Source organism: Streptomyces sp. NPDC031418, from assembly GCF_055581605.1.
Genome location: NZ_JBVIJC010000003.1, coordinates 50142 through 73273 on the forward strand (window position 1 = coordinate 50142; position 23132 = coordinate 73273).

General features: G+C 73.4%; 19 protein-coding genes. 8 read left to right on the forward strand and 11 right to left on the reverse strand.

Annotated features, from left to right (window positions below; genetic code table 11):
• The first annotated feature begins 28 nt into the window (after positions 1–28).
• From pepN (ACZ5CZ_RS04360) to ACZ5CZ_RS04370, 3 genes are all read left to right on the forward strand, one after another.
• Positions 29–2611 carry an aminopeptidase N gene (pepN, locus tag ACZ5CZ_RS04360; RefSeq protein WP_468939017.1) on the forward strand — a complete coding sequence of 861 codons (2583 nt, stop codon included), beginning with the start codon at positions 29–31 and terminating at the stop codon, positions 2609–2611.
• 252 nt (positions 2612–2863) lie between these two features.
• Positions 2864–3901 carry a hypothetical protein gene (locus tag ACZ5CZ_RS04365; RefSeq protein WP_468939020.1) on the forward strand — a complete coding sequence of 346 codons (1038 nt, stop codon included), beginning with the start codon at positions 2864–2866 and terminating at the stop codon, positions 3899–3901.
• A gap of 302 nt (positions 3902–4203) precedes the next feature.
• Positions 4204–5013 (forward strand): SGNH/GDSL hydrolase family protein, encoded by an 810-nt coding sequence (locus tag ACZ5CZ_RS04370; protein WP_385848116.1) that lies wholly within the window; start codon positions 4204–4206, stop codon positions 5011–5013.
• Between the two features lie 16 nt (positions 5014–5029).
• On the opposite strand, the gene ACZ5CZ_RS04375 is transcribed toward ACZ5CZ_RS04370, so the two are convergent.
• The 4 genes from ACZ5CZ_RS04375 to ACZ5CZ_RS04390 all read right to left on the reverse strand — a co-directional run bounded on the left by ACZ5CZ_RS04375 (position 5030) and on the right by ACZ5CZ_RS04390 (position 9989).
• Positions 5030–6250 (reverse strand): glycosyltransferase, encoded by a 1221-nt coding sequence (locus ACZ5CZ_RS04375; protein WP_468939024.1) that lies wholly within the window; start codon positions 6248–6250, stop codon positions 5030–5032.
• Between the two features lie 110 nt (positions 6251–6360).
• On the reverse strand, positions 6361–6603 hold the full coding sequence (locus ACZ5CZ_RS04380) for a hypothetical protein (protein WP_468939027.1): 243 nt from the start codon (positions 6601–6603) through the stop codon (positions 6361–6363).
• Positions 6604–6622: 19 nt separating this feature from the next.
• Positions 6623–9100 (reverse strand): ATP-binding protein, encoded by a 2478-nt coding sequence (locus ACZ5CZ_RS04385; protein WP_468939030.1) that lies wholly within the window; start codon positions 9098–9100, stop codon positions 6623–6625.
• A 151-nt stretch (positions 9101–9251) separates the two neighbouring features.
• The gene (locus ACZ5CZ_RS04390) at positions 9252–9989 is read right to left on the reverse strand and encodes a Crp/Fnr family transcriptional regulator (protein WP_450787294.1); all 738 of its coding nucleotides are present in this window, start codon (positions 9987–9989) and stop codon (positions 9252–9254) included.
• A gap of 105 nt (positions 9990–10094) precedes the next feature.
• Here ACZ5CZ_RS04390 and ACZ5CZ_RS04395 point away from each other — a divergent pair, with 105 nt between their 5' ends.
• Positions 10095–10829, forward strand: a complete 735-nt coding sequence (locus ACZ5CZ_RS04395) for a hypothetical protein (RefSeq protein ID WP_385848123.1) — start codon at positions 10095–10097, stop codon at positions 10827–10829.
• Between the two features lie 10 nt (positions 10830–10839).
• Positions 10840–11262 carry a hypothetical protein gene (locus tag ACZ5CZ_RS04400; protein ID WP_468939035.1) on the forward strand — a complete coding sequence of 141 codons (423 nt, stop codon included), beginning with the start codon at positions 10840–10842 and terminating at the stop codon, positions 11260–11262.
• On the opposite strand, the gene ACZ5CZ_RS04405 is transcribed toward ACZ5CZ_RS04400, so the two are convergent.
• From ACZ5CZ_RS04405 to ACZ5CZ_RS04425, 5 genes are all read right to left on the reverse strand, one after another.
• Entirely contained in the window at positions 11259–12407 is a 1149-nt protein-coding gene (locus tag ACZ5CZ_RS04405; RefSeq protein WP_468939038.1) for a serine hydrolase domain-containing protein, read from the reverse strand. The genes ACZ5CZ_RS04400 and ACZ5CZ_RS04405 overlap by 4 nt on opposite strands.
• A gap of 93 nt (positions 12408–12500) precedes the next feature.
• A complete protein-coding gene (locus ACZ5CZ_RS04410) occupies positions 12501–14264 on the reverse strand; it encodes a TIGR03767 family metallophosphoesterase (RefSeq protein WP_468939041.1) in 1764 nt (587 codons plus the stop codon).
• Positions 14265–14490: 226 nt separating this feature from the next.
• Entirely contained in the window at positions 14491–14955 is a 465-nt protein-coding gene (locus tag ACZ5CZ_RS04415) for an NUDIX hydrolase (protein WP_385848127.1), read from the reverse strand.
• Between the two features lie 9 nt (positions 14956–14964).
• Positions 14965–15894, reverse strand: coding sequence for a pyridoxamine 5'-phosphate oxidase family protein (locus tag ACZ5CZ_RS04420; RefSeq protein WP_468939044.1), 930 nt, complete (start codon positions 15892–15894; stop codon positions 14965–14967).
• 2 nt (positions 15895–15896) lie between these two features.
• Positions 15897–16343, reverse strand: coding sequence for a VOC family protein (locus ACZ5CZ_RS04425; RefSeq protein ID WP_468939046.1), 447 nt, complete (start codon positions 16341–16343; stop codon positions 15897–15899).
• Between the two features lie 135 nt (positions 16344–16478).
• Between ACZ5CZ_RS04425 and ACZ5CZ_RS04430 the strand changes: the two genes are divergently transcribed.
• Together ACZ5CZ_RS04430 and ACZ5CZ_RS04435 are read left to right on the forward strand one after the other, a co-directional pair.
• Positions 16479–17024: a CGNR zinc finger domain-containing protein gene (locus tag ACZ5CZ_RS04430; protein WP_468939048.1), complete on the forward strand. Its 546-nt coding sequence runs from the start codon at positions 16479–16481 to the stop codon at positions 17022–17024.
• Positions 17025–17349: 325 nt separating this feature from the next.
• Positions 17350–18369 (forward strand): aspartate-semialdehyde dehydrogenase, encoded by a 1020-nt coding sequence (locus ACZ5CZ_RS04435; RefSeq protein ID WP_385848131.1) that lies wholly within the window; start codon positions 17350–17352, stop codon positions 18367–18369.
• Positions 18370–18447: 78 nt separating this feature from the next.
• Here ACZ5CZ_RS04435 and argG read toward each other — a convergent pair whose 3' ends face one another.
• Together argG and ACZ5CZ_RS04445 are read right to left on the reverse strand one after the other, a co-directional pair.
• Positions 18448–19902 carry an argininosuccinate synthase gene (gene argG / locus ACZ5CZ_RS04440; RefSeq protein WP_468939052.1) on the reverse strand — a complete coding sequence of 485 codons (1455 nt, stop codon included), beginning with the start codon at positions 19900–19902 and terminating at the stop codon, positions 18448–18450.
• A 69-nt stretch (positions 19903–19971) separates the two neighbouring features.
• Positions 19972–20454, reverse strand: coding sequence for a DUF1203 domain-containing protein (locus ACZ5CZ_RS04445; RefSeq protein WP_385848133.1), 483 nt, complete (start codon positions 20452–20454; stop codon positions 19972–19974).
• 112 nt (positions 20455–20566) lie between these two features.
• On the opposite strand from ACZ5CZ_RS04445, the gene pepN (ACZ5CZ_RS04450) reads away from it, so the two are divergent.
• Entirely contained in the window at positions 20567–23131 is a 2565-nt protein-coding gene (gene pepN / locus ACZ5CZ_RS04450; RefSeq protein WP_385848134.1) for an aminopeptidase N, read from the forward strand.
• Position 23132: the final 1 nt, after the last annotated feature.

A 23132-nucleotide genomic window follows, 5' to 3' on the forward strand; every position in this document is an offset into this window, starting at 1 on the left:
TTCGAGACGCCCCGAGGGAGTACCGCCCGTGCCCGGTGAGAACCTGTCCCGCGACGAGGCCCGGGAGCGGGCCGCCCTGCTGTCCGTCGACGGGTACGACGTTTCCCTGGATCTCAGGTCCGCCGTGGGCGAGGGGGACGGGGAGCCGCGCACCTTCCGCTCGGTGACCACCATCCGGTTCCGCTGCAACGAGCCGGGGGCGACCAGCTTCGCCGATCTCATCGCGCCGAGCGTGACCGCCGTCTCGCTCAACGGCCGGGACCTGGACCCGAGCGAGGTCTTCGACGGCGCGCGGATCGCGCTGGAGGGCCTGGCCGCGGAGAACGAGCTGGTGGTGGACGCCCGGTGCGCCTACTCCCGCACCGGTGAGGGCATGCACCGCTTCGTCGACCCGGAGGACGGCGAGGTCTACCTCTACACGCAGTACGAGCCGGCCGACGCCCGCCGGGTCTTCGCCAACTTCGAGCAGCCCGACCTGAAGGCGCCGTACCGGTTCGAGGTGCGGGCGCCGGAGGGCTGGACGGTGTGGAGCAACGGCGCCGGCGAACGGGTGGACGGGGTCTGGCGGTTCGCGGAGACCAAGCCGATCTCGACGTACATCACCTGCGTGGTGGCGGGGCCGTACCACTACGTGACGGACTCCTACACCCGCACCCTCGAGGACGGCACGAAGCTGGAGATCCCGCTCGGCGCGATGTGCCGCAAGGGGCTGGCGCCCTACTTCGACGCGGACGACGTCTTCCTGATCACCAAGCAGGGCCTGGACTTCTTCCACGAGCACTTCGACTACCCGTACCCGTTCGGCAAGTACGACCAGGCCTTCGTGCCGGAGTACAACCTGGGCGCGATGGAGAACCCGGGTCTGGTGACCTTCCGCGAGGAGTACATCTTCCGCGGGAAGGTGACGCAGGCGTCGTACGAGGCCCGGGCCAACGTCATCCTGCACGAGATGGCGCACATGTGGTTCGGCGACCTGGTCACCATGGTGTGGTGGGACGACCTGTGGCTGAAGGAGTCCTTCGCGGACTTCATGGGCACCTTCGGATGCGTCGGCGCGACCCGCTTCAAGGACGCCTGGACCACCTTCGCCAACCGGCGCAAGGCCTGGGCCTACCGCGCGGACCAGCTGCCCTCCACCCACCCGATCACCGCGGACATCCGCGACCTCCAGGACGCCAAGCTGAACTTCGACGGCATCACCTACGCCAAGGGCGCCTCGGTGCTCAAGCAGTTGGTGGCGTACGTCGGGCAGGACGCGTTCCTGGAGGGCGCCCGCCGCTACTTCAAGCGCAACGCGTACGGCAACACGCGCCTCGGCGACCTGCTGTCGGTGCTCGGCGAGACCAGCGGACGGGACATGTCGGCCTGGGCCCGCTCCTGGCTCCAGACGGCCGGGGTGAACGCGCTGATCCCGCAGGTGCTGCTGGACCCCGAGGGCAGGGTGGCCGAGCTGGCGGTGGTGCAGGAGGCCCCGGAGGCGTACCCGGAGGAGCGCCCGCACCGGGTGGCGGTGGGCCTGTACCGCCGTACGCCCGAGGGGGCGCTGGAGCGGTACGCGCGCGCGGAGACGGACGTGGAGGGGCCGCGTTCGGTGGTCGCGGAGCTGGCCGGTGCGGCGGCGCCGGACCTGGTGCTGGTCAACGACGACGACCTGACGTACTGCAAGATCCGCTTCGACGAGACCTCGCTGGACACGCTCCGCTCCGGCCTGGGCGCGCTGACCGACCCGCTGGCCCGCGCGCTGTGCTGGTCGGCGCTGTGGAACCTGACCCGGGACGCGCTGCTCCCGGCCCGGGAGTTCATCGGGCTGGTGCTGCGGTTCGCGGGCCGCGAGTCGGACATCGGCGTGCTCCAGATGCTGCACGCCTGGGCGAACACCGCGCTGACGCACTACGCGACGCCGGGCTGGCGGGCGACCGGTGAGGCGCGGCTGGCCGAGGGTGCGCTGCGGGAGCTGCGGGCGGCCGAGCCGGGCAGCGAGCACCAGCTGGCCTGGGCGCGGTTCTTCGCCTCGGTGGCCTTCGCGGAGCCGGACCTGGCGCTGCTGAAGGACCTGCTGGACGGCACGACCACGGTCGACGGCCTGGTGGTGGACCAGGAGCTGCGCTGGGCGTTCCTCCAGCCGCTGGCGGCGCACGGCGCGGCCGACGAGTCGGTGCTGGCGGCCGAACTGGCCCGGGACGACACGGCGTCCGGCAAGCGCCACCAGGTCCGCTGCCTGGCCGCCCGCCCCTCGGCGGCGGTCAAGGCGCAGGCGTGGGCCCAGGTGGTGGAGTCGGACAGCCTCTCCAACGCGCTGGTGGAGGCGACGATCGCGGGCTTCGACCAGCCCTCGCAGCGGGAGCTGACGGCGCCGTACGCGGAGAAGTACTTCGCGGCGATCGACCGGATCTGGCGGGAGCGGTCCATCCAGATCGGCATGGACGTGGTCCGCGGGCTGTTCCCGGCGTACCAGGACCGCCCGGAGACCCTCGACGCGGCGGACGCCTGGCTGGACGCCCACCAGGACGCGGCCCCGGCGCTGCGCCGGCTGGTCCTGGAGGCCCGCGACGACCTGGCCCGTGCGCTGCGCGCCCAGGCCTGCGACGCGACGGCGGCCGTCGGGGACTGATCCTGCGCTCCTCCACGGCGACCGGAACCCGCCAGCTTTGACCCGAGCTTTGGCCTGAGCTTTGGCGGCCGGTCACCGTTACGGAATTCGTTCCATCGCACCCGTAACCCCTGGTCCACCCCATGCGGACCAGGGGTTTTCGGCGCCTGATCGGCATCCGAACACCTGACCTTTAGTCCCGCCTTGTCCGCATTCATCGACGACCGTGTAACAGCGGTTAAAGAGCGGACCGGGTGCGGGAATCCCGAGGCCATGACGCACAACACCCCGCTCTCCCCCCGCCCGCTCCGCCACCTCTCCGAGGTCCACCGCCGCATCCTGACGACGGCCCAGCTCCGCTCCCACGGCGTCACCACGGCCGAGCTGAACGAGCAGTGCCGCGCCGACGGCCCCTGGCAGCTGCTGCTCCCCAACGTGGTCCTGCTCCACCCCGGCCCGCCGACGAGCGAGGAGCGGCTGCACGGGGCCCTGCTGTACGCGGCCCGCGAGTCCGTGCCGGGCGTCCCGGCCCAGCCCACGGCCGAGGACCCGCACCGCGCGCTCTACCCGGAGGCGATGCTCACCGGCCTGGCGGCCCTCACCCTGCACGGCTTCTCCGCCACCCCGCCCGTGTCCTCCCTGGACCACGTCGACGTCCTGGTGCCCCGGCTGCGCCGGCTGCGCTCCACCGGCTACGTCCGGGTCATCCGCACCCCGGCCCTGCCCGCGCCCCGCGCCGCGGCGGGCCTGCCGGTGGCGCCGGTGCCGCGCGCGCTGGCGGACGCGGTCATGGAGCTGACGGACGCGGACGCGGTGCGCCGGCTGCTCACCGAGGCGGTGCGCGGCGGGCACTGCGAACCGGCCGCCGTCGTCCGCGAGTTGACCCAGGCGAAGCTGCTGAGCCGCCCCCATGTGGTGGACGCGGTGGACTCCCTGCTGGCGGAGGGCCGTTCGATCGCCGAGGACCGGCTGTACCGGATGGTCCGCGAGTACGGCCTGCCCGACCCGGTCTGGAACGTCGACCTGCGCCTGCCCGGCGGACCGCACCTGGGCGGCCTGGACGCCTACTGGCCGGACCAGGCGGTCGCCGTCGAACTCGACACCCGGGCACCGCGCCAGGACGAGGACGCCCTGTGGTCGGAGTACGCCCGCAAGCGTGAACACCTGGAACGCCTGGGCATCACGGTCGTGTACATCACCCCGAAGAAGCTCAGGGACGGGATGGAACAGCAGGCGGCGGTCGTGCGCACCGCCCTGATGGCCGCCGCGGACCGCGACCCGGCCGCGTATGTCGTGGTGCTGCCCCGGTAGTGACGACGAGGCCGAGCACCAGGAGGGGAGAGGAGGGGCCACCGGGCTGCACCGGTGGCCCCTCCTCGTACGCCCGCCGCGCCCCCGGGAGCCCCGGCGGCGGGCAACCGCGGCTCCGCCGGGCGGGTGACGGCCGCCCGGGTGAAGTCCGGGCGGCGGCCACCGCCCCGCGCCGCCCCGCCGCACACCGCCGGGGGCGCACCGCTCCGGGCGCGGCACGGCCGCCGCGGTCCGGCAAGCCGGGAGCGCTGAACGGAGGAGCGGGGCGGGCGGCCGCCCCCGGGCCGCGATACACCCGACTCATGCGACAGTCCCGGACAGTGGCGTGCGCCTCCTCCCTCCTGCTCGCCACCGCCTACGTTCTCGCCGGCCCCGCGACCGCCCGTGCGGCGGCTCCCCCGGCGATCACCGGCTATGTGGCCCTCGGCGACTCCTACTCCTCCGGTGTCGGCGCCGGCGACTACCTGGCCGAGGGCGCCGGCTGCAAGCGCAGCAGCCGGGCCTACCCGGCCCTGTGGGCGCAGACCCACCGGACGGCGTCGTTCGCCTTCCTCGCCTGCAACGGCGCCCGGACCAAGGACGTCCTGAGCGGCCAGATCGGCGCGCTCGGCCCGCGCACCCGGCTGGTCACCCTCACCGTCGGCGGCAGTGACGCCGGGTTCGCCGCCGCGATGGCGGCCTGCGCGCTGGGCGGCACCACCCCCTGCATGTTCGCGCTGGCCGGCGCCCGCAGCACGGTCGACGGGCCGCTCGCTGCCGACCTCGACCGGCTCTACTCGGCGATCCGGTACCGGGCCCCCGCCGCCCGGGTCGTGGTGCTCGGCTATCCGCACCTGTACCGGCTGCACGGCACCTGCCGGATCGGTCTGCCGGACAGCGTGCGCGCCGCGGTCAACGACGCCGTCGACCACCTCGACGAGATGATCGCCAAGCGCGCCGCCGACCACGGCTTCGCCTTCGCCGACGTCCGGGCCGCCTTCGCCGGGCACGAGATCTGCTCCCCGCACCCCTGGCTGCGCAGCGTCGACCTGATGGCCCTGACCGAGTCGTACCACCCGACGGCACCGGGCCAGTCGCTCGGCTACCTCCCGGTCCTGAACCGGAACTACTGAGACTGCCGGGCCGGAACTACTGGACCGGGAGCACCGAGCCGGAGCCGCCGACGTGCGCGGCGTACACCCCGTCGAGCAGGGCCGCGTACGCCGCGATCATCCTCGTACGGCTGAACCGCTCCCGGCTCCGCTCCAGCGCCGCGCCGAGTTCCGCCCGGCCCGCGACCGCCGCCTCCCAGGCGAGCGCGATCGCGCCCGGGTCGGGCGGGGTGACGAGGCCGTGCCCGGTGACGATCGAGGCGCTGTCGCCGACGTCCGTGGTCACCGGAACCGCGCCGCACATCATGCCCTCGATCAGGCACAGCGGGGCCGCCTCGCCCGAGACCGAGGTCAGGGCGACGACGTCGGAACCGGCGTAGACGGCCTCCATGTCGTGCCGTACGCCGAGCAGGTGCACCCGGCCGGCCAGGCCGAGGTCCCCGGCGAAGGCGGCCTCGACGTCGGCCCGCAGCTGCGGGTTGGCGTCCGTCATCCCGGCCCCGCACATCACCACGTGCCCGCCGCCCTCCCGGGCCAGCCAGGTCCGGGCGGCGGCGAGGAACAGCGGGACGTTCTTCATCGCGGCGTACCGGGCCGCGAACACGACCACCGGGGCGGCCGGGGCGATCCCCAGGGAGGTCCGGAAGGCGAGCCGGGCCGCCGGGTCCGGGCGGAACCGGAGCAGGTCGACGCCGTTCGGGATGACGTGCAGCAGCTCGGCCGGGATGCCCGCGGCCTCGTACGCCGCCCGGGTCGACTCGGCGCAGCAGACGCCCGCCACCACGGTGCCGTCGGCGATGGCGGCCTTCAGCTCGTCCAGGGCGGGGCCCTGGTTCTGCGGGTCGGAGCGGTGCAGGCACACCACGACCGGGCGGCGCGGCAGCCCGGCCTGGTTGAGGAGGGCCAGCGGCTGCTCCTTGAGGGAGAGGATCACGTCCGCGCCGGCCGTCACCCGTGCCGTTTCGGCCAGCTCCGGCCCGCTGAAAGCATGCGCCGCCAGGTCGCCGTCCACCAGGCCCGCGCTGCGGCCCAGCGAGGTCACGCCGATCCCGTCGGCGGTCAGCGCCCGGTAGCAGTGGTCGTCCTCCATGCGCTGCCGGGTGGCCTCGCGGTGGACCTCTCCATGGATGCTGAGCACCCGGTGGGACTGGCCGCCCTCGGCCAGTCCCCGTACGACATCGGTGTGGACGATCCTGGCTCCCCCGGAGAAGAAACCCTCGTAGACCGACAGCACCCGCAGTCCGTGCCTCGTCCGCACACGACCACCCGCCTTGCACACAAATCGAGCCATCCCCGTGAAAAGCGGGTTAGCCGATATGAGGCGGTACGGATATTTCGTACGGATGAACGGCGCATCTCGTATCGAAGTCAGCTGGATGACTCCGGGGCGCGGCCGTGGTCTCTGCGGTCGTGGTCGTGGTGGATGTGAAGTTCCCCGTTCATGACCGAGAAGACCGTGCCGTGGTCCTTCGCCGTGTTGTTCTGGGTCGGCGCGCCGGCTCCTTCGGCGGCCTCGGACGGGGTGTCCTGGCGCATCTCGACCTTGTTGTCGTTCCCTGCGACGACCGGGCCGTGGGCATCGCCGCCGATCCGGACGGTGTTGCGGGCCATGGGGCCTCCTCGTGGTCGCTCACTGCTCGCGGGTCAGGAAGAGCGTTCCGCAGCTGAAGCACTGCACGCCCTCCTGGTAGCTGGATGTCATCGTGGTGGTGGCCTTGGCGCTGTCCTCACCCATGAGGGTGATCGTCGTGGTGGCCTCGCCGAGGAGCGATCCGCAGGAGCCGCCGGAAGTGTCGTAGATGGGCCGCTGGGCGGAGTAGGTCCCGCCGCTGCCGGTGAACGTGGTGGTGGACTGGGTGCCGCAGGCGTCCTGCCCACTGGACGTGTACGACCCGCTGCCCGCCTCCTTGAACTCGTACGTGGCGCCGTCGCTGCCCCGCCAGAACCCGGCCAGGCCGGTCGGGGTCTGTTCGGAGCCGCCGTCGTGCGAGGCCCGCGCCTGGTGGATCGCGGTTCCGGCGATGACCACGGCGACGATCACCGCGATCACCTTCATCAGCGCGGCGAGCCCGGCGGCGGAGGCCCCGGCCCCGGCGGACACCCCGGCCGCGCCCGCCGCGGCGGAGGCCCCCGCTCCCGCCGCACCGGTCCCGGCGGCAGCGGTCCCGGCCGCACCGGTCGCCGCCGAGGCGCTCGCGTGGGCCGCCGCGGCGGAGTGCGCCGCGGCACCGCCGGCCTTGGCGGCTCCCGCCTTCGCCGCGCCCGCCTTCGCCGCGCCCGCCTTGCCCGCGCCGGCCTTCGCCGCGGCCGCCTTGCCCGCGCCCGCCTGGTGCAGCCCGGTCTGCTGGGCCGCCGCATGGTGCGCGCCGGCCTGGTGCGTCCCCGCTCCCGGGCCCGCGGATGGGCCGGAAGGTGCCGACGGAACCGAGGGAGCCGACGGCCCGGCCCCCGGCGCCGCCGCGCCATGGGCACCGGCCCCGTGTGCGCCCGCCGCGTGGGCGGAGGCGGGGTCGGGGCCCGGACCCGAGGAGCCCAGGGCCTGCGCGCCGCCGTCCGTGTGCGGCACCGGGCCCGGTGTCCCGCCGGCGTGTGCCGGCACGTACTGCTGGGCGCCCGCCGCGGCGTGGGCGCCGTGCAGGTCGCCGAGCTGGCGCCAGAGGACGGCGGCTTCCGCCAGCAGCACCGCCGCCATGACCCGCCGGCCGGTCAGCAGGGAACGGATGCCCTGCTCGTGCGTGAAGTACGCGACCGCCTGCTGGTCGCCGGCCTGCCGGGCGGCGGGCAGTCCGCGGTCGAGCAGGCGACCCCAGACGCCGAAGCGCAGCGAGCGGGCCAGTGCGGGGGAGGCGGCGCGTACGATCCGCACCGCGAGGTCCGCCCGGCCGGCCTCCTCGGCCAGCTCGGCCACCACCTCCAGGGCCCGGGCGTGCTGTTCGACCTGGGCGGCGGTGGTGGACGGGCGCGCGATCCAGGTGGCGAAGTGCTCGCAGAGCAGCTCGAAGGAGAACGGCTCGGGGTGGCGCTCGCGCAGCGCCGGTACGACGTCCGGTACGGCGCGGTAGCCGCGTTCCGTCTGCTCGGCGAGGCCCAGGGCGACCAGCCGGCCGCACAGCTCCGGGGTGTCGGTGATGTCGCCGAGGGCGCCGATGTGACCGGCGTCGAGCGTGGCGTCGTCGAGGGTCGCCAGCAGCCGCAGCACCCGCAGCGGCGGCGCGTCCAGCCGGCCGAGCAGCAGGGGCAGCAGGTCGCCCACCTCGCCGGGGCGGGGCAGGGCGGTCGTGCCGGACGGGTCGAGACGGGTCAGGGCCGCCGCGCGGAGCAGCAGCAGGGGCCGGCCGGACGCGGTCTCCCACAGGTCGGCGGCGGTGTGCTGTTCGGGTCCGGCCGTCACCGGCCGGCCCAGTTCGCGCGCGAGCAGGTCCAGCGCGGCGGGCCGGCCGAGGCCGTCCAGGCGCAGGGCGGTGCCGTCGCCGAGCAGCGTCCGGTCCCGGCCGGCGACGACGAAGGTCGCGTCCGGGGCCGCGTCCATCAGGGTGCGCAGGCCCTCCGCGGAGAACTCGGCGTTGTCGACGTAGACCGTGATGCGCAGGCCGGTCATGAGGCGGCGCAGCTCGGGGCTGGAGGGGGCGTAGCCGCGGGCCTCGTAACAGGCCTCGAACATGTCCTGGGCGAGGTCCTCGGGTTCCCGCCGGGCGGCGTCGAGGAACAGCACGCCGTCCCGTTCCGGGGTGAGGGTGCGCGCGGCGTGGCGCAGCAGGGTGCTCTTGCCGACGCCGGGCGCGCCCCACAGCTGGACCGGGCCGCCGTCGCGGACGGCGGCGGCGAGCCGGGTCAGTTCGCTGTCCCGGCCGAGCGGTGCCGCCTGCCGCCGGGGCAGCAGGGCCACCCGATCGCGGCGCACCGGCCGGGGCCGCTCGCCCTCCATGAGCAGGGTGACCGTGGAGCCGTGCTGGGCGTCGATGACGACGTTGTGGTCGCCCGCGACCACCGGGCCGCCGGCGTCGCCCGCGATGTCGATCCGGCGCTCGGACCGCGGTCCGCCCCGCGCCCCGTCCTCCGCGTCCGCTCCGGTCGCCCTCCGGGCATCGTCCGCATCCCTGTTCGCCATGGGAACCCCCGATACGCGCTGATCGCACCGGACCGCGCCGGTGCCGTGGCGCCACGCTAGCCACGCCGCCGTCCCCGACTCTCGTCAAAGTACGGTTTTCGGCAACCCAAGGGGCGACCAACACGACTTCTGCACAAGCGAGTTGCGGACTTCAGGGTTCCGGGTAGGCGATGGCGTGCAGCCGGGCGAGGTCGTCGACGCGGACGGTGCGGTAGCCGGTGGAGACGGCGCCGGCCCGGCGCAGCCGGCGCAGCGCCTTGTGCACGCTGGGCTCCGCCGCGCCGGCCAGGGTGGCGAGTTCGGGCTGGGTGATCGGCCAGTGGATCACCGCTCCGGCGCCGGCCCGCTCGCCGTAGGTCATCGCCAGGTGGTGCAGCACCCGGGCCAGCCGGGTGCCGACGTCGCAGCCGGTGAAGTTGATGCGGTGGGCGTTGGCGGAGCGCAGCTTGGCCACGACGGAGCGGTTGACGGCGTCCGCGATCCGCGGTTCGCGGCGCAGGCAGTCGAGGAAGGCGGCCCGGGTCGCCATGCGGGCGACGACGGGCCCGCAGGTGGTGACCGTGGCCGAGCGGGGATCGCCGTCCAGCGCGGCGAGTTCGCCGACCAGGTCGCCGCCCATCCGTACGGCGAGGAGCGCGTCCCGGCCGTCCTGGGTGCGTCCGGTGGCCTTGACCACCCCGTCGAGCAGGATCAGCACGAAGTCGGTGTGGTCCGCCTCCCGCATGAGGATGCGGTCCGGGTCGTACCGGGCCCGTACGCCGAGGGTCAGGAGCCGCGCGCGGGCGTCTTCGCCGAGGCTGCCGAGCAGGCTCGGCGCAGGCCAGTCCCACTCCTCGCGCGGGCGGCGCACGGCCGGCCCGCGCGGCACGGAACGCGTGCCGTCCACCATGCCCCCCAGTATCCCCGTGCAACCCCGTATTACGACGAGTTGTGCGCGGCCCGGGGCGGGCAGACTGGGTTGTACCCCAGCCGTCGCCGAGCCGAAGTAGGGTGCATGGAAACCGAGTTGGAGTACCGGGCCGTACTGGCCGTGGATGTCGAGCGGTCCGCGGGGCGCGGGGACCGGGCGCTGCTGGAGATCCGGGCGCTGCTGTCGGAGATGCTCCGGGAGGCGTTCACCGCGAGCGGCATCGACTGGGACGCGTGCCTGCGGCACGACCTCGGTGACGGCCTGCGGGTGACGACGCCGGCGGGCACCCGCAAGGCGTCCCTGGTACATCCGCTCGTCCCCGAACTGGTGGTCCGGCTGCGCACCCACAACCGCGGGGCGTCACCGCTGACCCGGATCCGGGTCCGGATCGCCCTGCACGCGGGTGACGTCCACGTCGGCCCGGCCGGGGAGGTCGCCGGGGGCGCGCTGGAGGTCCTGGCCCGGCTGCTGGACGCGCCGCCCGCGCGGGCGGCGCTGGCCGGGGCGCCGGACACGGTGCCCGCGTCGCTGCTGCTGTCCCGGCACTTCTACGACGAGACGGTGCGGCACGGCCATCTCGGCCTCTATCCCGAGGACTTCCGCAGGGTGACCTGCGCGGTGAAGGAGCACACCTCCGACGCCTGGCTGCACCTGCCGGGCGGGCCGCTGCCGCCGGAGCAGGCGGAGCAGGCGGAACGGGCGGAGCCGGTCCGGCAGGCCCCGGCCGGCGGGAAGATGGTCAACAAGGCGTCGGGGCACGGCGCCGTCTACGCCACCCAGTACGGCGACCAGCACATCCGGATCAGCAAGAGGCCGTGAGGAGGCCGTGGTGAGCGACGAACTGACCGTGCTGGCCGAGGCGGGGGCCGCCGCCGTGGTCACGGCGATGGCCACCGATCTGTGGCAGGAGACGAGGAGCGCGGTCGTCGCGCTGTTCCGTCCGGCGGACCGGCGCCGCCGGGCCGCGCTGGAGGCGCAGCTCGACGGCAACGCGGACCTCGTCCGGGCGGCCGCGGACCCCGAGGGGGTACGGCGGACGCTGCTCGCCTACTGGGCCCTGGAGCTGGCCGCGCGCCTGCGCGACGACCCGGCGGCCCGGGCCGCGCTGGCCCGGCTCACGGCGGCCGCCGCCGACGGCGGGCCCGGGGGCGGGACGCGCGGCGGGGCCCTGCGGCAGACGAACACGGCCCGGGATTCCGCGACGGTGTACGCCGTACAACAGGGCACCCAGCACACGCATCCCGCCACTTAGCCGCCGCAGTACTCGGCCTCCAGGACCGTGTCCGGGTCCCCGGTCCAGTCGCCGTTGAGGTTCAGCGCGAGGGAGTGGCGGCCGTCGGCCGTCGTCGCCGCCCGGGAGACGGAGCCGTGGATGCCGCCGCTGTGGCCCCAGACGTGGACGCCGCAGCTCAGCTCCTCGTCCATGAGGCCGAGGCCGTAGCCTGTGTTCCGGGCGCCGGTCGGGACGGTGGTCCTCATCTCCTTCAGCTGGGCGGCCGGGAGCAGCCTGCCGCCCAGCAGGGCGCCGTAGAAGCGGTCCAGGTCGGCGGAGCTGGAGATCATCTCGCCCGCGGAGGAGGCCAGGGAGGGGTTGAGGAGGGTGACGTCGTAGGCCGGTCCCGTCGGGTCGGTGAACCGGGAGTAGGCGCGGCTGCTCGGGTGCGGGACGGTCACCCGGGTGCCGGGCAGCGAGGTGGCCGTGAGGTGCAGGGGCCGGATGAGGCGCCGGGTGATCTCCTCGGCGTAGGAGTGCCCGGTCACCCTCTCGATGACCATGCCGGCGAGGACGTAGTTGGTGTTGGAGTAGCCCCAGGACGCTCCGGGGGCGAAGTCCGGCGCGTGCCGCAGGGCGACGGCCACCAGCCGGGCCGGGGTGTAGGTGTCGTAGCGGTGCCGGCGGAAGCCGTCCGCGGTGAACACGTCGCGGTCGAAGTCCTGGTCGGCCGTGTAGTCGTGGATGCCGCTGGTGTGGTCGAGGAGCCGGCGCAGGGTGATCCTGCCGCCGTCGTGGCCGTGGCCGCGCACGACTCCGGGCAGCCAGTGCTCCACGGTGTCGTTCAGGGAGAGCCGGCCCTCCGCCTCCAGCTGGAGCAGGACGGTGGCGACGAAGGTCTTGGTGATGCTGCCGACGCGGTACCGGTCGGCCGGGGAGCGCGGCGCGCCGGTGTCCAGGTCGCCCACGCCGGCGGTGGCGGACCAGGTGCCGTGGGTGTCCTGCGCGGTGGCGGTGACGCCGGGCACGCCGGCCGCCACCGCCGCCTCGACGGCCCGCCGGGTGCCGGTGTGGCGGCCGTCGGTGTCCGCCCCGCCGGTCCCGGCGGCCACCGCGGGGCCCGCCAGGGCGGCCGTGGTCATGAGGACGGCGGTGGCGGCCACCAGAGTCGTGCGTACGCGCATGTCTTCCCCCAGCCTGTGAACCGTGTGGTGTCAGGGGAGGAAAACGAGTCCGGTGCGCGAAGGTTGCCGGCCGTTGGTCCGGTCGGCCGGGATTCAGCCCTTCTTCAGCACCAGTTCGGTGTTCCGGTCGGCCGCGGTGCCCGCGAGGCTGGTGCTGCCCCCGCGGGCGTTGTAGGCGAGTTCCCGGTAGAGGGCGGCGAGGCCGGTCTGGGAGAGGTCGGCGAAGTCGGTGCGGTGCGGGGCGGCCGACTCGATGAGGGTGGTGAACACGGAGATCGTGCCGTCCTTGTTGTCGGTCAGCTCGATGACCCGCGCGAGGTGCGGGAAGTCGATGTGGGAGGCGGTGGAGATCTCCCAGAAGGCGTGCCCGGCGGAGCTGCGGTGCGGGGTGACGACGTTCTTGTGGACGTGGCCGTTGATCCAGGCCAGCACGTTGCGGTGGGCGGAGAGCAGGGACACCACCTCGGCGCCGCCGTGCCGCTTCTCGCGGGGGCGGGCCGGGTCGGGGCGGGTGTTCTCCATCGAGGTGCTGGTGTGGTGGCTGAAGACGACGGCGTACGCGTCCTTGTTCTCCTTCAGCGTCCGGTCGAGCCAGTTCAGCTGGGCGGTGCCCAGGGAGCCCTCGTAGTGGCCGCCGGGGTCGGTGGTGTCGAGGCTGATGCCGATGACGTCCTCGGAGATCCGGAAGGCGTAGTACTGGGTGCCCGCGGCGAGGTTGGCCGAGGAGTAGCCGTGGCCGACCGGGCCGTGGCCCCGGTAGGCGGGGTCGAGATGGGCCTTCAGATAGTCGGCGGGGGTGTACGGCGCCCGCCGCTCGTCCGGGGTGACCGAGCGCATGGAGCGGGCGTGGGCCTTGAGGAAGTCGCGGTAGAGGCCGCCCTTGGGGTCGGTGCCGTTGTTGATGGCGGCTTCCAGCTTCTTCGCGTCGGCGGCGGGCACCTCCATCAGCTTCCTGCCGCCGACGGCCGCCTCGGCGAGATAGGGGTCGCCGTGGGAGCCGTAGGCGCCGAGCGGCAGGGCGTCGTGGTTGCCGACGGTGGAGTACCAGGGCAGGTTGAGGCCGGGGCTGCGCACCTCCCGGATCGCGGCGTCCAGGAAGCCGCGCAGTTGCGGGAAGCCGAGCGCCTTGTCGTGGTCGCGGACGGCGGAGCCGGGCTGCCAGAACAGCTTCAGGCCGCTGTTCTGGACCCCTTCGTAGTGCCGGGGGTCGCCGGTGTTCGGGGTGATGCGGCCGCCGCTCATCACCTTCATGAACCACTCCAGTTCGGAGTGGGCGTTGTTGTCGGTGTTGTCGCCGGTGGTCATGACGAAGTGCAGCGGGGCGCCGGTGACGGGGGCGCCGCGCAGCGCGTTGACCCGTTCGACGAGCGCGATGGCGCCGGGCACGGTCAGCGCCTCCTGCGGGCGCCAGGCGTGCCGGTCGTAGGAGCGCAGGAACTCCCAGCGCAGCGGGTGCTGGACGTCCATCAGGTGCAGGTCGGTGAACTGCACGAACGCGGCGAGGGCGGTACGGCGCTCGGCGCGTCCGGCTTTGGCGGCGGCCAGCTCGCCGCGCACCACCCGCCGCCAGCCGGGGCCGTCGCCGAGGCGCCGGTAGCCGGAGCCGCTGCCGGCCGCGGCGGTCGCGGTGAGGGTGGTGCCCTTGGAGTAGGGGGCGAGGGGGGTCGCCGGGGCGGCCTGCCGGGAGTGGGCGACGGGGGTCTCCGCGTCGGTGCCGGCGGTGGTGGCGGCCTGGCTGTCGGTGGGGCGGAGGGCGTAGCCGACGCCCGCGGAGAGCGAGACGGCTCCGGCGGCGGCGAGGACGGTACGGCGGTGGACCCCCACGGCGGAGGTGGTGTCGGTACGTGTGCGCGACATGGCGCGGTCTCCCCGAGTGCGAACGCGTCGGCAGTGGCCGCGGGACGTCGCGGACGCGAACGCCCCGCTCACTGTGGATCGTTGGCAGCGGGGATGACCTGTGCGTGAACGCGGCCGCAACGCGCAGCGCCGAACTCCGTACGTGGATCACGGGGTCGGCGGCCTGGTCACGGAGTGGACGGGGAGCGGATCGCGGCCGGCCGGGGGACGGTCATTCGTCGTTCATCTACCGGGGTAGGGGGTGGTTCTCCAGCCGTCCGTGCGGCGGGCGTTCGCGCCACAGCCGGAGTGCGGTGTCGACCACGGGGACACGGTTCAGCCCGGGTACGGCGGCCAGGTCCTGCCAGGCGGCGAAGTCCGTGGAGCCGCCGATCTCGTAGCGGAGTTCGCCGCCGGTCACCGCCACCTCGTAGACGAGCCGCAGGGCGTGGTGGTCGGTCCGGTCCAGGGCGGTCCTGCCCAGGGTGGTCCGGAAGGAGTCCACGCCGAGCAGCCCGGTCACCTCGACGCGGTAACCGGTCTCCTCGGCGACCTCGCGGCGGACGGTGTCGTAGGGGTCCTCGCCGTGCTCCATGCCGCCGCCCGGCAGCACCCACTCGGGGACGCCGCCGGGCCCCGGTGAGCGGGCGAGCAGGAGCTGTCCGTCGCGGACGCACACGGCGTAGGCCGCCACCCTCAAGTTCCGTCGCATAGCGGGACGTTAGCGCGTGATGTCCGGATTCGCCGGTGAGTATTCGGGGGGCGCCCAGCGCAGCGGCAGCGCGGCGGGGGTGAGCCGGGCCTCGGCGAGGGTGAAGCGGACCGTGCGCCCGCCGTCGGCGGAGAACTCGGTGCGGGCCCGGCCGGTGAGCTGGAGGGTGGTGCCGGTCTCCCAGTCGAGGAGGAGCAGCCCCGCCCGCGGGTCGGTGTGCAGATTGCCGAGGGTGAGGAACATGGCGTTGCCCGGGTAGTCCTGCCAGGTCAGCTCGGTGGGCGAGGTGACCTGGACGAAGCCGGGGTTGCCGCCGCGGTGGCTGGCGTCGGCGCCGGCGCTGTGCACGGTGGCGAGGAAGAAGGTGTCGGCGGCCCGGACGAGGTCCGCCTCCGCGGCGCCGAGCCGGGTCAGCCGGCGGGACGGCCCGGGGGTGCGGCCGGGGACCGTCTCGTATCCCTCGCGGCGCTGGATGTACTTCGGGCAGTTGGAGAAGACCTGGTCCGCCTCCACCGTGAAACCGCGCGGGGTCGGCAGCAGCCGGCCGTTGAGCCGCATACGGCGGCGGGTGCGGGGGTCGAGGGCGATGGTGCCGACCGGGGTGCCGGGCGTTCCGAGGGCCGTCGCGAGGGGGTCCTCGAGCCGGGCGGGTGGGTGCTCGGACGTGCCGGAGGCGTGTGCGGACGGGCCGGGGGTATGCACGGACATCCGGCGGGGGCCGGTCGCCCGGACGAAGCCGGGGGTGCCGGTGAGCGCCGACGCCCACACCCGGCCCGTCTCCGGGGCCGCGGCGGCCACGACCAGCAGCGGCTGGAGTTCCAGGAAGGCCGCCGCGACGGGCTTGATGTCCTGGCCGAGGGAGCGGCCCACGTGGTCGGCGCGGTCGCGGACGCCGAGCCGGTCCTGGAGGGTCCGCGAACCCGCGTGATAGCCGGCCATCTCTAGAAGAAGCCGCAGGTCGGTGCGGACGCGTGCGGGGCGGGGGCACCCTCGGCGCCGAGCGGGGCGGCGATCTCCAGCCGGATGCCGTCGGGGTCGTGGAAGAAGATGCCGCCCGAGGTGCCGCCCTCGCGGTGGGCCACCACGCCCTCGTGGGCGAACTCCACGCCGTGGGCGCGCAGCGCCGTCTCGTACTGCCGGACCCGTTCGACCGAGTCCGTCGAGAAGGCGAGGTGGTGCAGTCCGGCGCGGCCGCGGTCGTACGACCCCTCGGCCTGCTGCCAGAGGGTGACGAGGGGCTGTCCGCCGGGCTCGCCCAGCATCGCGTACCGCCGGTCCTCGTCCTTGCCCTCGGCGAGGAGGGTGAAGCCGAGGAGGTCCCGGTAGAAGGCGAGCGAGCGGTCGAGGTCGGTGACGTTCAGGCCGGTGTGCGCGGGGCGCAGGGTCATGGTTCTTCCCTTCGGAAGGGGCGGAGGGCGTCACGGACGACGGTATCTAACCGTCGTAAGCAACGTTAGACAGTTAGAGGCGCGCGCGTCAACCGGTCACGTACTCTTGAGTGGTTAGAGGAGAGGGAGTGACCGATGACCGCCGCCGCCCGTGACCCCCGCCCGCTCACCGGTGAGCCGCTCGCGCTGGACCTGCTCAACACCCGCTGGAACCGGGAGGGCGCCGTCCAGGACCTGCTCGCCGGCACCGACGGGCTCGCGGTCTGGCTGGCGAGCAACGGACTGGCCGGGGCGCACCCCGCGAGCCCGGAGGCGCTGGAGCATCTGCGGCAGGCGCGCGACGCGATCCGCGCCGCGGTGGACGGCTCACCGGCCGAGGCGGCGCCGCTGGTGGACGCGGTCCTGGCGCACGGGCGGATCCGCGCCCGGCTGACCGCCACCGGCCCCGCCGAGGAGCCCGAGTTCGCCGACCCCTCCTGGGCCCCCGCCTGGCTCGCCGCCCGGAACTACCTGGACCTCCTGGCCCGCGGCCCGGAGCGGATCCGCAGCTGCGCCGGCGGCAGCTGCATCCTGCACTTCTACGACACCTCCCGGAACGGCACCCGGCGCTGGTGCTCGATGGCCGCGTGCGGCAACCGGGCGAAGGCCTCCCGGCACTACGCGCGCTCGAAGGAGAGCTGACCCGGGACGGGCGGAAGCGCAGCGCACACAGGGAGGCCGTACGAGGAGGCGTACGCGGGAGGCGCGCGCGGGAGGCGTACGTCACACCGCCGTGTGCGGGTGGGCGGCACGGGCAGGGGCGGGACAGCACAGCTTGCGGCCCGGTCCCCCGGCGGAGGGAATTTCTCCAGCTCAGCGGGGTCGTCGGCGAAGGTGCGGAACCGTCCGCGGAGCCCACGTGTCCCACCCTTCGGGCACGCTGTGCAAAGAATTGGACAGGTGGACCGGGGTCGGCCGCATGATGGAAAAGCCCCGGTCATGCAAGAGATACACAGAGGGAGTCGCCGTGAGGGTCGGAATCGTCGGAGCCACCGGTCAGGTCGGCACGGTCATGCGCAGGATCCTCGTGGAGCGCGACTTCCCGGTGACGGAGCTGCGGCTGTTCGCCTCGGCCCGCTCGGCCGGCTCCGTGCTGGACGGCGTGACGGTGGAGGACGCGGCGACCGCCGACTACACCGGCCTCGACATCGTGATCTTCTCGGCGGGCGGCGCGACCTCGAAGGCGCTGGCGGAGAAGGTGGCCTCGCAGGGCGCGGTCGTCATCGACAACTCCTCGGCCTGGCGGCGCGACCCCGAGGTGCCGCTGGTGGTCTCCGAGGTGAACCCGCACGCGATCGCCGACCGCCCCAAGGGCATCATCGCCAACCCGAACTGCACCACGATGGCCGCGATGCCGGCGCTCAGGCCGCTGCACGAGGAGGCGGGCCTCGAGGCGCTGGTCGTCGCCACCTACCAGGCGGTGTCCGGCTCGGGCCTCGCGGGCGTGGCCGAGCTGCACGGCCAGGTGCAGAAGGTGGTCGCGGACGCCGACAAGCTGACCCACGACGGCGCGGCGGTCGACTTCCCCGAGCCGCAGGTCTACAAGCGCACCATCGCCTTCAACGTGCTGCCGTTCGCGGGCAACCTCGTCGACGACGGTCTGAACGAGACCGACGAGGAGCAGAAGCTGCGCCACGAGTCCCGCAAGATCCTGGAGATCCCCGAGCTGAAGGTCTCCGGCACCTGTGTGCGTGTCCCGGTGTTCTCCGGCCACTCCCTCCAGGTCAACGCCCGGTTCGCCCGCCCGATCTCGCCGGAGCGCGCCACCGAGCTGCTGGCGAAGGCGCCGGGTGTGGCCCTCTCCGACATCCCGACCCCGCTCCAGGCGGCCGGCCAGGACCCGTCGTACGTCGGCCGGATCCGCCGCGACGAGACGGTCGAGAACGGCCTCGCGCTGTTCATCTCCAACGACAACCTCCGCAAGGGTGCCGCGCTGAACGCGGTGCAGATCGCGGAGCTGGTGGCGGCGGAGCTGTCCGAGAAGTAACCCTGCCTGTACGGAGACGCGCTACGGCCCCGGCGGTTGTTCACCGCCGGGGCCGTGCCGTTGTCGCTCGCGGGCGGGTCAGTCCGTGCCGGACTCCATCGCCGCGCGGTCCAGCAGCGCGTCCTCCTCCGAGACCGCGCCGCGGGAGGCGATGGCCTCGGCGCCGCCCTCCGGCAGCTCCGGCATGGTGCCGATCAGCCCGGTCGCGGCCGCCTGGGAGGCGCCGATGGTGGGGCTGCCGGTGCCGATCAGGCCGAGGCCGACGTACTGCTCCAGCTTGGCGCGCGAGTCGGCGATGTCCAGGTTGCGCATGGTCAGCTGGCCGATCCGGTCCACCGGGCCGAACGCGGAGTCCTCGGTGCGCTCCATGGACAGCTTGTCGGGGTGGTAGCTGAACGCCGGGCCCGTGGTGTCGAGGACCGAGTAGTCCTCGCCGCGCCGCAGCCGCAGGGTGACCTCGCCGGTGACCGCCGAGCCGACCCAGCGCTGGAGCGACTCGCGGATCATCAGCGCCTGCGGGTCCAGCCAGCGGCCCTCGTACATCAGGCGGCCCAGGCGCCGGCCCTCGTTGTGGTACTGGGCGAGGGTGTCCTCGTTGTGGATGGCGTTGACGAGGCGCTCGTAGGCGGCGTGCAGCAGGGCCATGCCGGGCGCCTCGTAGATGCCGCGGCTCTTGGCCTCGATGATGCGGTTCTCGATCTGGTCGGACATGCCCAGGCCGTGCCGGCCGCCGATGGCGTTGGCCTCCATCACCAGGTCGACGGCGGAGGCGAACTCCTTGCCGTTGACGGTCACCGGCCGGCCCTGGTCGAAGCCGATGGTCACGTCCTCGGTGACGATCTCGACCGACGGGTCCCAGAACCGGACGCCCATGATCGGCTCGACGGTCTCCACGCCGGTGTCCAGGTGCTCCAGGGTCTTGGCCTCGTGGGTGGCGCCCCAGATGTTGGCGTCGGTGGAGTACGCCTTCTCGGTGCTGGCCCGGTAGGGCAGGTTGTGTGCCAGCAGCCACTCCGACATCTCCTTGCGGCCGCCCAGCTCGGTCACGAAGTCCGCGTCCAGCCAGGGCTTGTAGATCCGCAGGTTGGGGTTGGCGAGCAGGCCGTAGCGGTAGAACCGCTCGATGTCGTTGCCCTTGTAGGTGGAGCCGTCGCCCCAGATCTGGACGTCGTCCTCCAGCATCGCCCGGACCAGCAGGGTGCCGGTGACGGCGCGGCCGAGCGGGGTGGTGTTGAAGTAGGCGCGCCCGCCGGAGCGGATGTGGAACGCGCCGCAGGTCAGCGCGGCCAGGCCCTCCTCCACCAGCGCCGCCCGGCAGTCGACCAGGCGCGCGATCTCGGCACCGTAGGTGTGCGCACGGCCGGGCACCGAGGCGATGTCGGGTTCGTCGTACTGGCCGATGTCGGCGGTGTAGGTGCACGGGACGGCGCCCTTGTCGCGCATCCAGGCGACGGCGACCGAGGTGTCGAGGCCGCCGGAGAAAGCGATGCCGACGCGCTCGCCGACCGGAAGGGAAGTGAGGACCTTGGACATGGAAAGAGTATGCAGCACAACGCATGGTCATGCATAGTCGCCCCGGTCACAGCCCTCCGGTCGGCCGGTCTACGCCCGCCGCACCTCATAGAGGAAGCACCCGTACTCCACCGCCCGTACGTGCACCAGCGCCACCTCCGGATCGGCGAACGCCTCGGTGAGGGCCTGGTGGAAGTCGGCCGGGGGCTCGACCAGACGGCCGCCGAGGATGCGGCCGGCGAAGGAGTAGCGGCGCAGGGTGCGGTGGGCGTCGGTGAAGGGGAGGGACAGCGGGCCCCCGGCCGGGCCCGGGCAGCCCTCCGCGTGGACGAAGACCGGACCCTGCTCGTCGTAGGCGCCGGGGTCGGCCCCCGTCCCGGCCGCCCAGCGGCGCAGCGGGGCATAGCTGACCAGGGCGATCCGGTCGCCCGGTGCGCTGCGGCGCAGACAGCAGCGGAGCGGGTCGCCGCCCTCCGTCTCGGTGAAGGGGGCGGCGGGACGCCCGGCGTCGTCGGCGGCGAGCAGCTCACCGACGACCGGGGCGGGGATGGGGCGGGGCGCGTAGCTCGTCATGGGACCACCGTGCCGCGCGGGCGCCGCGCCCACCGGCGGGAAGCGGACATCGCGTTCCCAATGGGTCCATGGAAGGATGGCGCAACCCACATATTCACGAGGAGATGACCGCGTGCCTGGCACAAACCTGACTCGCGAAGAGGCGCAAGCGCGGGCCGAGCTGCTCACCGTTGACTCGTACGAGATCGATCTCGACCTCTCCGGCGCGCAGGAGGGCGGCACCTACCGGTCCGTTACCACGGTGCGCTTCGACGTCGCCCGGGGCGGCGCCGAGTCCTTCATCGACCTGGTGGCGCCGACCGTCCACGAGGTCGTCCTCAACGGCGACCAGCTGGATGCCGCCGAGGTCTTCAAGGACTCCCGCATCGCCCTGCCCGGGCTGCTGGAGGGCCGTAACGTCCTGCGGGTCGTCGCCGACTGCGCCTACACCAACACCGGCGAGGGCCTCCACCGGTTCGTCGACCCCGTCGACGAGCAGGCCTACCTCTACACGCAGTTCGAGGTCCCCGACGCCCGTCGGGTCTTCGCGTCCTTCGAGCAGCCGGACCTGAAGGCCACCTTCGCCTTCACCGTCAAGGCGCCCGAGGGCTGGACCGTCATCTCGAACTCCCCGACGCCGGAGCCCAAGGACAACGTCTGGGCGTTCGAGCCGACCCCGCGCATCTCGTCGTACATCACGGCGCTGATCGTCGGGCCGTACCACTCCGTGCACAGCGTGTACGAGAAGGACGGGCAGTCCGTGCCGCTCGGCATCTACTGCCGGCCGTCCCTCGCCGAGTTCCTCGACTCGGACGCGATCTTCGAGGTGACCCGGCAGGGCTTCGACTGGTTCCAGGAGAAGTTCGACTACCGGTACCCGTTCAAGAAGTACGACCAGCTCTTCGTGCCCGAGTTCAACGCGGGCGCGATGGAGAACGCGGGCGCCGTCACCATCCGCGACCAGTACGTCTTCCGGTCCAAGGTGACCGACGCCGCGTACGAGGTGCGGGCCGAGACCATCCTGCACGAGCTGGCCCACATGTGGTTCGGCGACCTGGTCACCATGGAGTGGTGGAACGACCTGTGGCTGAACGAGTCGTTCGCCACCTTCACCTCCATCGCCTGCCAGGCCGCCGCGCCCGGCTCGCGCTGGCCGCACTCCTGGACCACGTTCGCCAACTCGATGAAGACGTGGGCCTACCGGCAGGACCAGCTGCCGTCCACGCACCCGATCATGGCGGACATCCGCGACCTGGACGACGTGCTCGTCAACTTCGACGGCATCACGTACGCCAAGGGAGCCTCCGTCCTCAAGCAGCTCGTCGCGTACGTCGGCGAGGACGAGTTCTTCAAGGGCGTCCAGGCGTACTTCAAGGCGCACGCGTTCGGCAACACGCGCCTGTCCGATCTGCTGGGCGCGCTGGAGGAGACCTCCGGGCGCGACCTGAAGACCTGGTCGAAGAAGTGGCTGGAGACGGCCGGCATCAACATCCTCCGCCCGGAGATCGCCACGGACGCCGACGGGGTCGTCACCTCCTTCGCCGTCCGCCAGGAGGCCCCGGCGCTGCCCGCCGGCGCCAAGGGCGAGCCGGTGCTGCGCCCGCACCGCATCGCGATCGGCCTGTACGACCTCGACGCCGACGGCAAGCTGGTGCGCACCGAGCGGATCGAGCTGGACGTCGACGGCGAGCTGACGGCCGTACCGCAGCTGACCGGCAAGCGCCGCCCGGCGGTCGTCCTGCTCAACGACGACGACCTCTCCTACGCCAAGGTCCGCCTGGACGAGCAGTCCCTCGCGGTGGTCACCGAGCACCTCGGCGACTTCACCGAGTCCCTGCCCCGCGCCCTGTGCTGGGCCTCGGCCTGGGACATGACCCGGGACGCGGAGCTGCCCACCCGCGACTACCTCTCCCTCGTCCTGTCCGGCATCGGCAAGGAGTCGGACATCGGCGTGGTGCAGTCGCTGCACCGCCAGGTGAAGCTCGCCATCGACCTGTACGCCGACCCGGCCGCCCGCGAGTCCCTGCTGACCCGCTGGACCGATGCCACGCTGGCCCATCTGCGCGCGGCCGAGCCGGGCGGGGACCACCAGCTGGCCTGGGCCCGCGCCTTCGCGGCGACGGCCCGCACGCCGGAGCAGCTGGACCTGCTGGAGGCCCTCCTTGAGGGCACCCAGACGATCGACGGCCTGGCCGTGGACACCGAGCTGCGCTGGGCGTTCGTGGAGCGCCTCGCGGCGGTCGGCCGCTTCGACGAGGCGGAGATCGCCGCCGAGTACGAGCGGGACAAGACGGCCGCCGGCGAGCGCCACGCGGCGACGGCGCGGGCCGCCCGCCCGACGCCGGAGGCCAAGGCGGAGGCCTGGGCGTCGGTGGTCGAGTCCGACAAGCTGCCGAACGCGGTGCAGGAGGCCGTGATCGGCGGCTTCGTCCAGACCGACCAGCGGGAGCTGCTGGCGCCGTACACGGACCGGTACTTCGCGGTGGTCAAGGACATCTGGGACGCCCGGTCGCACGAGATCGCCCAGCAGATCGCGATCGGCCTCTACCCGACGATCCAGGTCTCCGAGGAGATCCTCGCCAAGACGGACGCCTGGCTCGCCTCGGCCGAGCCCAACGCGGCCCTGCGCCGCCTGGTCTCGGAGTCCCGCTCGGGCGTCGAACGCGCCCTGAAGGCCCAGGCGGCGGACGCGCAGTAGT